At 61.6% G+C, this 13,522-nt stretch carries 12 protein-coding genes; 4 read left to right on the top strand and 8 right to left on the bottom strand.

From position 1 onward, the window contains the following. Positions 1 to 15 precede the first annotated feature (15 nt). Entirely contained in the window at positions 16 to 1,167 is a 1,152-nt protein-coding gene (locus tag ACFRFQ_RS10805; protein WP_378656702.1) for an acyl-CoA dehydrogenase family protein, read from the top strand. Between the two features lie 73 nt (positions 1,168 to 1,240). On the opposite strand, the gene ACFRFQ_RS10800 is transcribed toward ACFRFQ_RS10805, so the two are convergent. The 3 genes from ACFRFQ_RS10800 to ACFRFQ_RS10790 all read right to left on the bottom strand — a co-directional run bounded on the left by ACFRFQ_RS10800 (position 1,241) and on the right by ACFRFQ_RS10790 (position 3,207). Further along, positions 1,241 to 1,489, bottom strand: coding sequence for a WhiB family transcriptional regulator (locus ACFRFQ_RS10800; RefSeq protein WP_378656700.1), 249 nt, complete (start codon positions 1,487 to 1,489; stop codon positions 1,241 to 1,243). Between the two features lie 25 nt (positions 1,490 to 1,514). After that, positions 1,515 to 2,054, bottom strand: a complete 540-nt coding sequence (locus ACFRFQ_RS10795; RefSeq protein ID WP_378656697.1) for an HNH endonuclease — start codon at positions 2,052 to 2,054, stop codon at positions 1,515 to 1,517. A 373-nt stretch (positions 2,055 to 2,427) separates the two neighbouring features. Continuing rightward, on the bottom strand, positions 2,428 to 3,207 hold the full coding sequence (locus tag ACFRFQ_RS10790; RefSeq protein WP_378656694.1) for an enoyl-CoA hydratase: 780 nt from the start codon (positions 3,205 to 3,207) through the stop codon (positions 2,428 to 2,430). A 106-nt stretch (positions 3,208 to 3,313) separates the two neighbouring features. Between ACFRFQ_RS10790 and ACFRFQ_RS10785 the strand changes: the two genes are divergently transcribed. Further along, positions 3,314 to 4,120, top strand: a complete 807-nt coding sequence (locus ACFRFQ_RS10785; RefSeq protein ID WP_378656692.1) for an enoyl-CoA hydratase/isomerase family protein — start codon at positions 3,314 to 3,316, stop codon at positions 4,118 to 4,120. Positions 4,121 to 4,558: 438 nt separating this feature from the next. Here the strand turns inward: ACFRFQ_RS10785 and ACFRFQ_RS10780 are convergent, their stop codons facing one another. Further along, positions 4,559 to 6,493, bottom strand: a complete 1,935-nt coding sequence (locus ACFRFQ_RS10780; RefSeq protein ID WP_378656689.1) for an FAD-dependent oxidoreductase — start codon at positions 6,491 to 6,493, stop codon at positions 4,559 to 4,561. A gap of 276 nt (positions 6,494 to 6,769) precedes the next feature. Here ACFRFQ_RS10780 and ACFRFQ_RS10775 point away from each other — a divergent pair, with 276 nt between their 5' ends. Further along, complete coding sequence (locus tag ACFRFQ_RS10775) at positions 6,770 to 7,810, top strand: ABC transporter substrate-binding protein (protein ID WP_378656686.1); 1,041 nt, start codon at positions 6,770 to 6,772, stop codon at positions 7,808 to 7,810. 55 nt (positions 7,811 to 7,865) lie between these two features. On the opposite strand, the gene ACFRFQ_RS10770 is transcribed toward ACFRFQ_RS10775, so the two are convergent. From ACFRFQ_RS10770 to ACFRFQ_RS10755, 4 genes are all read right to left on the bottom strand, one after another. Continuing rightward, positions 7,866 to 10,043: a 3-hydroxyacyl-CoA dehydrogenase NAD-binding domain-containing protein gene (locus tag ACFRFQ_RS10770; RefSeq protein WP_378656683.1), complete on the bottom strand. Its 2,178-nt coding sequence runs from the start codon at positions 10,041 to 10,043 to the stop codon at positions 7,866 to 7,868. Positions 10,044 to 10,098: 55 nt separating this feature from the next. Further along, entirely contained in the window at positions 10,099 to 11,310 is a 1,212-nt protein-coding gene (locus tag ACFRFQ_RS10765; protein WP_378656680.1) for an acetyl-CoA C-acetyltransferase, read from the bottom strand. A 189-nt stretch (positions 11,311 to 11,499) separates the two neighbouring features. Further along, on the bottom strand, positions 11,500 to 11,874 hold the full coding sequence (locus ACFRFQ_RS10760) for a hypothetical protein (RefSeq protein WP_021333780.1): 375 nt from the start codon (positions 11,872 to 11,874) through the stop codon (positions 11,500 to 11,502). Further along, the gene (locus ACFRFQ_RS10755; protein WP_045064290.1) at positions 11,874 to 12,254 is read right to left on the bottom strand and encodes a nuclear transport factor 2 family protein; all 381 of its coding nucleotides are present in this window, start codon (positions 12,252 to 12,254) and stop codon (positions 11,874 to 11,876) included. The genes ACFRFQ_RS10760 and ACFRFQ_RS10755 overlap by 1 nt, the downstream gene beginning before the upstream one ends. Positions 12,255 to 12,349: 95 nt before the next feature. On the opposite strand from ACFRFQ_RS10755, the gene ACFRFQ_RS10750 reads away from it, so the two are divergent. Continuing rightward, positions 12,350 to 13,489 carry an acyl-CoA dehydrogenase family protein gene (locus ACFRFQ_RS10750; protein WP_378656676.1) on the top strand — a complete coding sequence of 380 codons (1,140 nt, stop codon included), beginning with the start codon at positions 12,350 to 12,352 and terminating at the stop codon, positions 13,487 to 13,489. Positions 13,490 to 13,522: the final 33 nt, after the last annotated feature.

Genomic DNA, 13,522 nt, shown 5'->3' with positions numbered 1-13,522 from the left:
ACCGGAGAGTCAATCATGCGTCGCACACTCTTCACTCGAGATCACGAAGCCTATCGAGATTCCGTACGCGAGTTCATCGCCCGTGAGGTGACCCCGCACTACGACGACTGGGAAGAAAATCGTCTCGTAGACCGATCGGCCTGGCTTGCCGCCGGCAAGATGGGCATCATCGGTCTGGCCGTACCCGAACAGTTCGGCGGGGCAGGCGAACTCGACTACCGATACCGCTACATCGTTGCCGAGGAAATCGCCCGCAGCGCCACCACGTCGTTCGGCGCCGGACTCGGACTCCATGACGACATCGTCATCCCGTACATCGCCGATCTCGGCACCGACGAGCAGAAGCAGCGCTGGCTTCCGGGAATGGCTGCCGGAGAGATCATCTGCGCCATCGCGATGACCGAACCGGGAACCGGCAGCGATCTGCAGGGCATCAAGACCACCGCCGTTCGCGACGGAGACCACTGGATCTTGAACGGTCAGAAGACATTCATCACCAGCGGCATCCATGCCGACATCGTGATCGTCGCTGCCCGAACAGACCCCAGCGCCGGATCGCGCGGTTTCAGTCTCCTGGTCGTAGAACGCGGGATGGAAGGATTCACCCGCGGTCGCAAGCTCCACAAAGTAGGTCTTGCAGCCCAGGACACAGCCGAGTTGTCCTTCGACAACGTCCGGGTTCCGGCCGGCAACCTTCTCGGTACCGAGGGCGGCGGCCTCATCCACTTGATGGAACGACTTCCCCGCGAACGACTCTCGATTGCCGTCAGCGCAATCTGCGTCGCACGGGCAGCCTACGAATGGACCAAGGCCTACGCCTTCGACCGCAGTGCATTCGGAAAGCCCATCGGCGACTTCCAGAACACGCGTTTTGCGCTCGCCGAAATGCTCACCGAAATCGACGTGACACAGGCGTACGTCGACAATGCAGTCCTGGCGATCAACGACGGCGAGCTGTCCGCCGTCGAAGCTGCACAGGCAAAATGGTGGGCAAGCGAACTGCAGAAACGTGTCGTGGACCGTTGCGTGCAACTGCACGGCGGGTACGGCTACATGATGGAATACCCGATCGGGCGAGCCTACGTCGACAGCCGAATTCAGACGATCTACGGCGGAACCACCGAAATCATGAAAGAGATCATCGGTCGGGACATCGCCAAGAACTGACGGGCCCTAACAGGCACTGAAGAAATCGAGAACGTCTGACCCGCAACACTACTGGTGCGGGTCAGACGTTCACTCAGCGGATGATCCTGCCCCGTCGGTACTCATGGCCACCCCATACACCGGTCTGCTCGGTATCGACTGCATACGCACCACACGCGGTGATGATGGGACACCGGGCACAGACCGCGGCTGCGTAATCAACTGCCTCACTCGGGTCGGGGAACCACCGGTCCGGGTACCGATCGCCGCGGCAGGCCGCGACGGCCCAGTCTGCGGTGTCCATCGAGTTGGGAAGCAGGTCAGCCAAGGTCATCGCCGTCATGGGACGTGTCTCCTTCCACAACGATTCAGACACTATGGGCCAATTCGCGCCAGATGGTGTGCTGACGCTTGTGGTCGATGCGAGGTGCTCGGGGGACCCAGAGGAGCGGCATACCAGACTCTTCCGGGGTCCGATCAGATTTGATGTTGTTGCAGGTCAGGCAGCACGCGACGAGAGTCGACCAGTTGTTGCCTCCGCCTCGACTCTGCGGGTAGACGTGATCGACGGTCGTCGCCCCCGCGCCGTCGCAATACGCGCACCGGTAGTGATCGCGCGCCAGAACGCCGGAGAAGCTCGCCCTGGTGTCGTCGTCGATCGTCGGACGCGGTGGGGTGTGCACGTACTCGAGCAGTTGAATGGTCCGCGGCAGTGGGATCGCCACGTACTGGGAGCGCACCACGAACCGCGGAGTGTGCTCCACCAGAGTCATCGCGAGCTGTTCGGCAAGCAACACGACCGCGCGAGCGGCGGGTACGAGGTCGAAGTCCTCGTAGGTGGCGTTGAGGACCCGCACTCGGGTGTTCATCCAGGTACGGGCGGTGATGGCGGTGGGTGGGTGACGCATGACAATCGACAACCTTGTTCTCTCGCAGCGGGAGTGGCGGTTCTCGAGGTGTGATCGTCCAGTGTTGGCCGAGGTCGCCGTGAGGTCACCCGTCGAATGAGCGGGTATCGGGACGCGCACGCCCCGAGCGGTGGGGCTTCAGTAGACGCGGAATCCGGTGATCGCGCCGGAGTTTTCCGCCAGCCGGTCCACATGATGGATCATCGACTGCGACTTGCGCTGTGAATACAAGCTGGGGAGCATTCGAGAGTCCTTCCTGATTGTGTGCGGCGGCTACAGGTTGCCCAGTGTGCCACGTCGGGGCGCAGATGTATTGCGAATATTCGCGGACGGTAGCCCACGCGTGGTCGCTCAGTTCAACTGTGCCTTACTGTTACCGGCTGAACACGGCTGCACGCTTTCCCTGGAACGCCGCAACACCTTCGGCGAAATCGGCGCTGACGAGTAGCGAAATCTGTCCAGCGCGCTCACGCTCGAAGGCTGACTCGAGTTCCGTCAGGGTGGCGTCGTTGATGGCGTCCTTCGTCTGGTGGAAAGCCTTACCCGGACCGCCACTCAGACTCTGAATCAGCACCGCAAGCTCGTCGTCGAATGTGTCGTCCGGGCAGACCTGCGAGATCAAGCCGCTGTCGAAAGCATCTCGCGCGGGCAACTTTTCCGCAAGAAGTGCCATCCGCATGGCCCGGGCACGACCGATCGACGCCGCGACGAGTGCGGTTGCACCGCCGTCAGGCATCAAGCCCACCTTGGTGAAGGCGAGCAGGAAGTAGCTCGACTCCGCAGCAACCGTGAGATCACATGCCAAAGCCAGTGAAACACCTACTCCGGCAGCGGGACCTCGCACCGCCGCGATCACAGGGGCGGGAAACGACCGGATCGCGCGGGCAACGTCGTTTGCCGCATCGATCGTGTCCGCGGAGGGCGGACCGGACAACACCGCATCCGCCAAATCGGCTCCGGTGCAGAACGCCCTGCCCGCACCCTCGAGCACTGCCACCCGTACTGGTCCGCCGTGCGCGTGATCGTCGAAGGCAGTGACGATATCCCGCAGCGACTCCGTGGTCAGCGCATTCATCCGGTGAGGTCTGTTGATCACAACGCGGAGCACGCCGTTCTCAAGAGTCGAGTAGACGTCGGGGCGAGGTGTGGTCATGTCAAATCCTTGTCATTGCGGTCATTGCGGGAAGGGCCTTGCCGAAGTGAGTGATTCACTGATATTCATATCTTAGCGAACGATAAGTAACAAGGAGAAGTGGACCATGTCCGACCTACTCGACATCAGCACCCCGGCACCGGGCGTGGTCGTACTCACGCTCACTCGGCCCGATCGTCTCAACACGCTCAACGTCCGCCTTGTCGCCGCTTTGACCGCAGCACTGGATGACATCGCGGCGGACAAATCGTGCCGCGTCGTCATCATCACCGGCGCCGGGCGAGCGTTCTGTGCCGGGCTGGATCTCAACGGGTACGGAGACCCCGAACGCGAGGCAGAAGAGGGCCGCCCCCTCGCAACCTTCGGAAGACAACAGGACATCGCTCACCTGACCGAACGAATCAACTCCCTCCCCCAACCCGTAATCGCCGCGGTGAACGGGCCCGCCGCAGGCGGCGGACTTGCACTCGTCTGTGCCAGTGACATCCGAATTGCCGCGCCCGAGGCCGTGTTTGCCGTCTCGTTCATCACCGCCGGGTACTCGGCGTGCGACATCGGAGTCTCCTGGCTGCTGCCACGCATTGTCGGCGCCGGAAATGCACACGAATTGATGTTGACCGGTCGTCGATTCGACGCCTCACATGCACGATCCATCGGGCTGATCTCCCAAGTCGTGGACTCTGAAAACCTTCTGGCCGAGTCACTTCGGATCGCCGGCGAGATCCTGAATAATCCACCGATCTCGGTCGAGATGACAAAGAAGGGCATGTGGCTGGCACTGGAAACCCCGACCCTGCACGCGACAGTCGAGTTCGAGAACCGCCAGCAGGTCATTACCGCCCTCACCGAGGATGCTGCAGAGGCAACCGCGGCATTTCTCGAGAAGCGGACTCCGACCTACCGGCGGCGCTGACGATCTGGAGTATCCGACTTCAGGACTCCAGCCAGTCCCGCATCACAGCAGCTGTGTCCGCACCGGGTTTGGGTGCGCCCGCGGGCTGAGTCGTTACTGTCCGGGAAAACCGCGGTGCCGGTGCCGACTGCACGATTCCGTCGGCTTCGACCAGAGTTCCATTATGCGCCAGGCGTGATGGTGTTGCGGCCGAGCTTGTCACAGCAGTGGCGGGGTCTAGGAGCGACCAGAACCTGACCGCAGTCATCGCGAATTCTGCTGTCGCGAGATGAAAAAATTTCGCGCCGAGGATAATCAGGCTCGATCGGATGGCACAGGCGTCGCCAGACCGAAACACCGATTCGGGCTGTGGAACCACGCCCGAATATGCCATTGCCGGCTGCGCGATCACGCTTACCTCGAAAAAACCATGATGTCGGAGACACCGAGGAATTGCCCTCACAATTCGGCACCCGTACGGTATCCCTCCGAAATAGCATGACTCAATCGTCGCGGAGCTACGCAGTCACCGATGATGCTGACCTTCCCGCCGGGTTCCAAGCCCAAGGCTGACACAGGCAGACGCGGCTGATGCCAGACGATCAGCGCATCGTCAAATGTGGCTTCCCCTCGCCCGAAGACGGGGCGCAGGATCATCGGCGACGAGGAATCGTCAGGGATCACCAAAGCATGATTCACCTTGAACTCCACTCCGGCGTCACCGAGTCTACCGAGAAGCGGGCTCGCACTTTCGGCGGGAATTCTCGAGACCAGCGCAGGCAGAGCAGTGACAAAGGTGACGTGCCAGCCCTGTAAGACGAGCGCCTCAGCCGCGCTATATGCCGGCCAGAATCCGTCCGCCTCGTCGAAGATTACAGCGCGACGACTGCCGACGTCCGGCACCCGCCCGAGTAGTACATCTTCCACCGTCGCTGCGGCGCGACTGGACAACCCGATCGGCAATGCTGCCGGCCTTGATCCGGTGGCTACGATGACGTGGTCGGCCGATGCGTGAATGTCTACGAGATCGTCGACGGCAATTCCGGCAGCGAGGTTAACGTCGACCTTGAGCCGTTTGAGTTCTCTCCCAAGGTAATCGATGATATCGATCAAGGTGGCACGATGCGGCGCAGCCGCGGCCACGCGGACGGCGCCACCGAGAACGGTGTCCTGCTCGAACAATGTGACACGGTGCCCACGGCCGGCGGCGACGCGTGCGGCCTCGAGTCCGGCCGGCCCGCCGCCGATGACAAAAACTTCCTTGATGCGCGGGGAGACGGCACCGATACCCGGATGCCGGCCCCGCCCGACTTCGGCATTGACCGCGCAGTGCAGATGCGGGTCGAAGGCGCGGCAATCCTGATTGATGCCGAGACAGCCACGGATCTCACCCAGGCGGCCGGTCTGCGACTTGATCGGCAGGTCGGGATCGGCGATCAGCGCCCGAGCCATCCCCACAATGTCGACGTGACCGGACTTGATCGCGTGATCGGCGGTGGCGGCATCGCGAATACGCTGGCCAACGAGAGTGGGAATTCCGGTGGCAGCTCGCACCTTTGACGCGGACGGAATTGCGACAGCGTCCTCGTTGGTGGAGTCCTTGACATATTTCCCGCGGGTGCCGTGTGTGATGGAGAAGTAATCGACCCCGAGTTCGGACATGTTTTCCGCGATGCGCACGCAGTCGTCGATCTGCATACCGCCGGGGATTTCCTCTTCACCGCTCAATCGCACGCCGAGAACGAATCCGGCCGGCATGACGGAGCGCATTGCCTCGATCACCAAGCGAGGAAACCGCATTCGGTTCTCGAACGATCCACCGAAGCTGTCGGTTCGCTGGTTGGTCAACGGGGACATGAATTGAGCAGGCAGATAACCGTGCGCGGCATGGATTTCCGCGCCGTCTACGCCTGCCTTGACCAAATTCGCGGTCGAGATCCGCCAGCCTTCGACGATGTCCTCGATCTCGGCAATCGTGAGTTCGTGAGGCGGGTACGCATCGCGCGCTGTCTTGATCGGGGACGGGGCGGACGGCGGCGCATCCGATTCGCCGCCGATGAACTCGCGACCGAGGTGGCACAACTGGCCGATGAACTTCGCGCCGTGACGGTGTATCACTTCGACTTTCGCGACTGTGGCGGGAACGAATTCGTCGATGTACGCCTCGACGAGCTTTCGTGAGCGCAGCGTCGTGGTCGGGTGTACCACGGTTGCGCCACCGATGATCAGGCCCACTCCACCGGCCGCGAGCCGCTCGAAATGCTCGGTGTCCCCGTGTGTCGGCACACCGTTTGCGGCCATACTCGTACCGGCAGGCAATGCCACCAATCGATTCTTCAGGGTCATCCCGCCGAGCGTGAACGGTGAAAATAGGTGGGGAAAATCGTTACCCATCAACGCTCTCTTTCCTTGCTCGCGCCTACTGACATGGCAGTCCAAGCCTTCCTGTATTGAATTCAGTTTAGCTGATCGAACCGGCGCGGAACAGCCCTGCGATCATCCCTGTTGTGACCCGAGCCACATGACTATATGCTGCCGTCGCAAGCTAAACCGAATTCAGGTTATTTATCACCGGAATCTGAATTCGCTTACTCTCTAACATTTTTCGAGATTCACCCTGAAGCTCGATGAGGATCACGGGCGACAAACGCGCGCCAGAAGGGCATGTCCATGAAGATTCTCTCTCGGTCGGCCATAGCGGTGACTGCGGTCGCCACGCTGATGATGGCTGCAGCGTGTGGCAGCAACGAGACTCCGACAAGCACGGTTTCCGGCAACTGGGACGACATTGTCGCTGCAGCCAATGCCGAAGGTTCCGTACGCCTTTACTCGACCCAACATCCCGCGAATCTGGAGGCACTGCGAATTGCGTTCACGGCGCAGTACCCGCAGATCACCCTGGAAGTCACCCGAGGGACGGATGTCGAGATGAACCCTCGGATCGAGACGGAGAATCGAACAGGCAAGGGCGTAGGCGACGTTCACATGTCGTCGGATCCGTCCTGGATCAAAAATGCTGCCGCCTCCGGCGCCTTCTCCACCCCGATTGTGGGTCCAGCCTTCGACGATCCGGCGTACGAGCGCGACCGAAGTGTGATCGACGACCGGTTCTTTCTGACCAGCGCGGCGATATTCGCGCTCGGCTGGAACACCGACGCTCTGCCCCAAGGGCTTCGATCACCGGACGACCTGCTTGATCCCGCACTGAAGGGGAAGATCGGGGTTGTGAACCCCGGCGGATTCGCGGCCGTGGTCGACGAGTACCAGTTCTTCGAAAAAAATTGGGGCAACGGCGATTTCAACGAACAGCTGGCGGCCCTGAATCCTCGGATCTACCCGAGTTCGCTGGGTATCGCCCAAGCATTGAGCTCGGGTGAGATTGCCGCAACCCCGATGGTGCAACCGCTGGTGAGGGAGATGGCGACAGGTGCCCCGGTGGACTGGGTACTGCCGGAGCCGGCTTGGGGAACGCCGTGGTATTCCTTGGTACTTGCGTCCGCGCCGCATCCGAATGCCGCGCAGGTACTGGCCAACTTCATGGTCACAGAAGCAGGGCAGAAGGCACTCTCGTACGGATACGGTAGTGCTCTGCCGGACATCTCGGGTTCGGTCGGACATGCGCAGGATATCCCTCTACCGGACACCGCTGCGCTCACTCCCGAGCTGACCGGCAAGTTCCAAGAAAAATGGGAGCGGAGCTTTCAACGTTAGTGGTGCGATCTGGCCCGCCTCGGATCGAGGCGGGCCACCTCAGTGCTTTACTACTTCAGTACTTTTCACCCACCTCGGCCTTCTCGACCAACGACTGCGGTGGTTCGAAATGACTGCCGTACTTCGACGCCAGATCTCGGGCGCGGTCGACGAAACCTGGCAGCCCGCCGTCGTACTGGTTGATGTACTGGATCACGCCGCCGGTCCAGGCTGGAAAGCCGATACCGTAGATCGAGCCGATGTTAGCGTCCGCGACCGATTCCAGCACGCCCTCGTCGAAGCAGCGCACGGTCTCGAGCGCTTCAGCGAACAGCATTCGTTCCTTCATGTCCTCGAACGGAATTTCCGTGGACCCGGACTTGAACGCTTCACGCAGACCTGGCCAGATGCCGACGCGCTTGCCGCTCTCGTCGTACGAGTAGAAACCGCCGCCGCCGGATCGTCCGGTGCGCTCGAGTTCACCGACCATCCGATCCATGACGGCGTTGGAACCGTGGAATGGAACGGTCTCGCCTGCGGCGAGCAGTGCCCGCTCGGTTTCCTTGCGGATCTTCTGCGGCAGTGTGAGTGTCAGTTCGTCCATGAGCTGCAGTGGCGGTGCCGGGTATCCGGCCTGTGCGCCTGCTTGCTCGATGAACGTGGGGTTTACGCCCTCGCCGACGGCGGCCATCGCCTCGTCGAGGAACTTGCCGATGACGCGCGAGGTGAAGAAGCCACGACTGTCATTGACCACGATGGGGGTCTTACGGATCTGCTGGGTGTAGTCGATGACCTTGGCCAACACAGCATCCGACGTCTTGGCGCCTTTGATGATCTCGACCAGGGGCATCTTGTCCACCGGGGAGAAAAAGTGGATTCCGATGAAGTCTTCCGAGCGCGCGACACCTTCGGCCAGGATGGTGATCGGCAGGGTGGAGGTGTTGGAGCCGAGCACCGCGTCGGGTTCGACGATGTTCTCGATCTCCTGGAACACCTGGTGTTTGACTTCGACCGATTCGAATGCGGCTTCGATTACCAGGTCGACGCCCGCGAAATCGGCGGCGTAGGTGGTCGGTGTGATTCGGGCGAGGAGTTGTTCGGACTTCTCCGCCGTGGTCTTACCACGGGCGAGCGCTTTGGCCTCCAGCGCTACCGCGTACTGCTTGCCTTTCGCCGCTGCGTCGAGCGAAACGTCCTTGAGCACCACGTCGATTCCGGCCTGGGCGGAGACGTATGCGATTGCGGCACCCATCATTCCGGCTCCGATGACACCCACCTTCTTAGCGGTGAACTTGTCGTAGCCGTCTGGCCTTGACGCTCCACCGTTGATCGCCTGCAGGTCGAAGAAGAAGGCGTTGATCATGTTCTGGGCCACTTGGCCGGTCACGAGCGAGACGAAGTAGCGGGTCTCGATCTCGTCGGCAGTGTCGATGTCGACGTACGCGCCTTCGATCGCGGCAGCCATGATCGCGCGTGGTGCCGGTATCGGTGCACCCTTAAGTTGCTTACGCAGGAGACTCGGGATAACCGGCAGGACCTGGGCCATCTTCACGTCAGCCGGCCCGCCGCCGGGAATCTTGAATCCCTTGGTGTCCCAAGGCTGTATGGCATCGGCGTGGTCGTGAATCCAAGCCTTGGCCGCCGGTAGCAATTCCGCCACCGAACCAACGACCTGGTCGATCAGGCCCAACTCCAGCGCGCGTGTCGGGCTCAAACGCGGGCCCTGCAGCAGCACGTTTGCCAGCGCCCCCTGGATGCCGAGCAGCCGTACGACACGGGAGATTCCGCCGCCGCCGGGCAACAGACCCAGGGTGACCTCGGGTAAGCCGAGTTGGTTGCCCTTGACGTCGGCCGCGATGCGGTGGTGGGTGTGCAGCACGATTTCCATCCCGCCACCGAGCGCGACGCCGTTGATGGCGGACACTACGGGCTTGCCCAGCACCTCGAGTCGCCGCAGCACCTTCTTGAGTTCGTCGAGGTGGGTGGTGACCTCGGTGGCAGAAACCGGGTTCTTCGCCTGCGGTCCCCAAGCCTGCATGTCCCTGAGGTCACCACCGGCAAAGAATGTTCGCTTTGCCGAGGTGAGCACAACGCCGACGAAACTGTCCTTCTCGGCTTCGAGTCGGTCGACTGTCGCGGCCATTGACGACGTGTACAGGGCGTTCATCGTGTTGGCGCCCTGATTCGGGTCGTCCATCGTGAGCACGAGGACGCCATCGGTATCGAGCGCCCAGCCGATCATGTTGTCAGTCATTGATTCTGTATGTTCTTTCTCTTCAACAGAGGGAGGAGCGGACCGGGGTGCAAACTCAGACGCGTTCGATGACGGTGGCTATACCCATGCCGCCGCCGATGCACAGCGTGATCAGGCCGTAGCGTCCGCCGGTACGTTCGAGTTCGTCGAGCACGGTGCCGACCAGCATGGCTCCGGTAGCGCCGAGTGGGTGGCCCATCGCGATGGCCCCGCCGTTGACGTTGGTCTTCTCGTGCGGGATCTTCAGATCCTTCATCCACTTCATGACCACGGAGGCAAAGGCCTCGTTGAGTTCGAAGACGTCGATATCGTCCACGGTCAGTCCGGCCCGCTTCAGAGCGAGTTCGGTGGCGGAAGTAGGTCCGGTCAGCATGATCGTCGGTTCACTACCGGTTTGGGCGGTGGCCACGACGCGGCCGCGCGGCGTCAGGCCGCCGCGCTTACCCGCGGCTTCGCTGCCGACGAGTACCAGTGCGGCACCGTCGACGATGCCCGAAGAGTTACCGCCGGTGTGGATGTGGTTGATCTTTTCTATGTTGACGTACTTCTGCAGCGCAACCTCGTCGAAACCGGTTGTAGCCGCGAGTTTTTCGAACGCCGGTGTGAGCTTGCCCAGACTCTCGACGGTGCTTCCCGGACGGCGATGCTCGTCGTGATCGAGCAGGACGACCCCGTTGAAGTCCCGCACCGGAACCACGGATTTGGAGAAATAGCCTGCATTCCAAGCATTTTCCGCGCGCCCCTGTGACTGTGCGGCGTAACCGTCGATGTCCTCGCGGGTGAATCCTTCGACCGTGGCGATGAGGTCGGCGCCGATTCCCTGCGGGGCGATGTACAGGTCGTATGCGGTCGACGGGTCGGTGAAGATGGCGCCGCCGTCGCTACCCATCGGGACACGCGACATCGACTCGACGCCGCCGGCGATCACCAGGTCGTCCCAGCCGGATGCAACTTTCTGCGCCGCCAGGTTTGTGGCCTCGAGACCTGACGCACAGAAGCGATTGACCTGCGTGCCTGGCACCGAATCCGGCAATCCCGCGAGCAGTGCCGCGGTGCGCGCGATGACTGCACCCTGCTCGCCCACCGGGGAGACGACGCCCAGTACTACGTCGTCGATTTCTGCAGGATCCATTGCGGTAAAACGGGTTCCGAGTTCCTGGATCAGCCCGACTACAAGGTCGACGGGCTTGACACTGTTCAATGAGCCTTTTCGCAGCTTGCCTCTCGGCGTGCGAATGGCCTCGTAGATAAATGCTTGTTCACTCACAGGGATTCCTTTTGGTCATGACGGCTCAGTTGTTTCGGCCGGACAAGAGTGAGGGTCGCCGGCCGCATTGGCGGCGCGCGCCTGCGATAGAGATCGCGGAGGAGTGCGAGAGCGCGGGAGAATTACGGCGTCCCCGGGTAGCGCGGCAAGGCTGCGTTGTACCCGAGGTCGGCCTGGATGGAGCTGGAATCAGGAGAAGGACAGTTCGGGGGTGCGGGCGATCAGTAGGCGCCGCACCTTGCCCTCGCTGTCGAGCTGCGCAGTGGCGTTGAACGAAGCCTCGAAATCGCCGCCTCGAGTGGTGCGCCCGAGTGACAACTCGACACCGTCGACGAATGCCCCGGCGTCGATGTGGTGGATCAGAACACTCTTCTCGCGTTGCGCCAGGTAGGCGACGAGACCGTCGCGATCGCCGACGAACTCGGCAGACTGACCATCACCCTTCGAGAACTGAACGGACATCACGAAGTCTTTGCTGATCATCGTCAGCACGCGGTCCGGATCGTCGGAATCCATGTACTCGAACCACTGGATGAGCACTGGCGTCTGGTTGGTCTCGCTCATCAGCGAACTCCTTCGGCGGACGAATCGGGGGGAATCAAACTGAACTCAGCGTCGAAGGTCACCTGATAGCGATCGACGAGACCGGCGGAATCGACGTGCATGACACCGACGAAATAGCCCGTGGTCTTGGTCCCGTTTTCAGTCACCGACCCATGCAGGAAATGCAGATCTCCTTCGGCTGCAACGCGCAGGACCTTGTGTTTGCGATCCACCGGAGGGCGACCCGACAGGTAGTCGAGCATTGACGCACGACCACTCCCGTAGTTAGCCCCGGTGGGCAAGACCATGGCGAACTCCACGTTCTCGGCCAACAAGGCCACAGCATCTTCGAGTCGACCGCTGTCCACGGTCGCGTAATAAGTTTCGATCACTGAGCTCATGAGATGAACTTAGTTCGGTTCACCCCTTCTTGTCGAGGCCTTGACGCGCTAGTCTCGATCCATAACCAAACTGAACTCAAGTCAAGTGGAGTGATATGAAATCGTCTACTTCCCAGGTAGAGCCCCCCTGGCCACTCTCCGAGCCCGCTGCTCTCAATCCTGGCCCCGAACAGTTGGAGCTTCGTGATGCGATTCGAGCGCTGCTCGGGAAACACGGCGGCGTAGAGCAGGCTCGGTCGGCTTCGCACACGGCCGAGGGATACTCGCCGGACCTCTGGCAGCAATTGATCGAGAATATGTCGGTCACTTCGCTCGCTGCGCCAGAAGATCGCGGCGGGCTGGGTTACGGCATGGTCGAACTCGGCATCATTCTCGAAGAGTGCGGTCGGAGTCTGGCCTGTGAGCCCGTGTTTTCCTCGGCGGTCCTGGGCGCCCAGGCACTATTGGCGGCCACGTATCCCGTCGACGAACTACTGGTCAACGTCCTCGAGGGATCCTCGGTGGCAAGCGTCAGTCCACTGACTGCCGCGACCGATCGACTCAGCGGTGTCGAAAGTGAATCCTCCTGGCTGCTCAGCGGTGAGGTCTCGGCCGTCGTAGGTGGTGCTGCTGCCGACATCATCATCGTCTCCGCCGACACCGCCGCCGGACGGCAGATATTCGCAATTAAGACAGCCGGTCAGGTGCACTGGCGCGAGCGCGAAGTCGTCGACCCCACCCGCAGACAGGCCGACCTGACCGTAGCGGAAGTGCCGGCAGTTCCCGTGGTCGGTGCCGACGATTATGCCCGGGTCTGTACTCGGGTTCATGATTTACGGACGCTCGCAATCGCTTTCGAGAACACCGGAATCGTCGACGCCCTGCTCGAGATGACCGTCGAATACGTGAAAACCCGACATCAATTCGGGCGCCCGATCGGCTCGTTTCAAGCCGTCAAGCACCGACTGGCCGACGTACTCGTGCTGCTCGAGCGCGCTCGATCGGCAAGCAAATATGCCGCAGCCGTATACGACGAGGCCCCGGACACTGCCCGATTGGCGATCGCGGTGGCCGGCGCCGTCTGCACCGACGCGGCCATCGACGCCGCGGCCGAGGCCGTGCAATTGCATGGCGGCGTCGGCTTCACGTGGGAACACCCGGCACACTCCTATTTCCGCCGCGCATTGGGAAACGAAGCAGTACAGGGCGATTCGCGCACTCATCGCGCACGCATCGCAGAACTGATCGGTATTTGACTGTTCGGAAAATGCCACCGACGCCTGGTATTG

Source organism: Rhodococcus sp. NPDC056743 (assembly GCF_042790355.1).
Classification (GTDB): Bacteria; Actinomycetota; Actinomycetes; order Mycobacteriales; family Mycobacteriaceae; genus Rhodococcus_F.
The sequence above is the reverse complement of the archived record's forward strand: the minus strand, read 5'-3'. Positions and strand labels throughout refer to the sequence as shown.

What these genes read in the sequence shown, in the direction of transcription:
- ACFRFQ_RS10780 (WP_378656689.1), bottom strand. Translation starts at nt 6,493, where the DNA reads ATGGGTAACGATTTTCCCCACCTATTTTCACCGTTCACGCTCGGCGGG.
- ACFRFQ_RS10795 (WP_378656697.1), bottom strand. Translation starts at nt 2,054, where the DNA reads ATGCGTCACCCACCCACCGCCATCACCGCCCGTACCTGGATGAACACC.
- ACFRFQ_RS10775 (WP_378656686.1), top strand. Translation starts at nt 6,770, where the DNA reads ATGAAGATTCTCTCTCGGTCGGCCATAGCGGTGACTGCGGTCGCCACG.
- ACFRFQ_RS10770 (WP_378656683.1), bottom strand. Translation starts at nt 10,043, where the DNA reads ATGACTGACAACATGATCGGCTGGGCGCTCGATACCGATGGCGTCCTC.
- ACFRFQ_RS10790 (WP_378656694.1), bottom strand. Translation starts at nt 3,207, where the DNA reads ATGACCACACCTCGCCCCGACGTCTACTCGACTCTTGAGAACGGCGTG.
- ACFRFQ_RS10760 (WP_021333780.1), bottom strand. Translation starts at nt 11,874, where the DNA reads ATGAGCGAGACCAACCAGACGCCAGTGCTCATCCAGTGGTTCGAGTAC.
- ACFRFQ_RS10805 (WP_378656702.1), top strand. Translation starts at nt 16, where the DNA reads ATGCGTCGCACACTCTTCACTCGAGATCACGAAGCCTATCGAGATTCC.
- ACFRFQ_RS10755 (WP_045064290.1), bottom strand. Translation starts at nt 12,254, where the DNA reads ATGAGCTCAGTGATCGAAACTTATTACGCGACCGTGGACAGCGGTCGA.
- ACFRFQ_RS10750 (WP_378656676.1), top strand. Translation starts at nt 12,350, where the DNA reads ATGAAATCGTCTACTTCCCAGGTAGAGCCCCCCTGGCCACTCTCCGAG.
- ACFRFQ_RS10785 (WP_378656692.1), top strand. Translation starts at nt 3,314, where the DNA reads ATGTCCGACCTACTCGACATCAGCACCCCGGCACCGGGCGTGGTCGTA.
- ACFRFQ_RS10800 (WP_378656700.1), bottom strand. Translation starts at nt 1,489, where the DNA reads ATGACGGCGATGACCTTGGCTGACCTGCTTCCCAACTCGATGGACACC.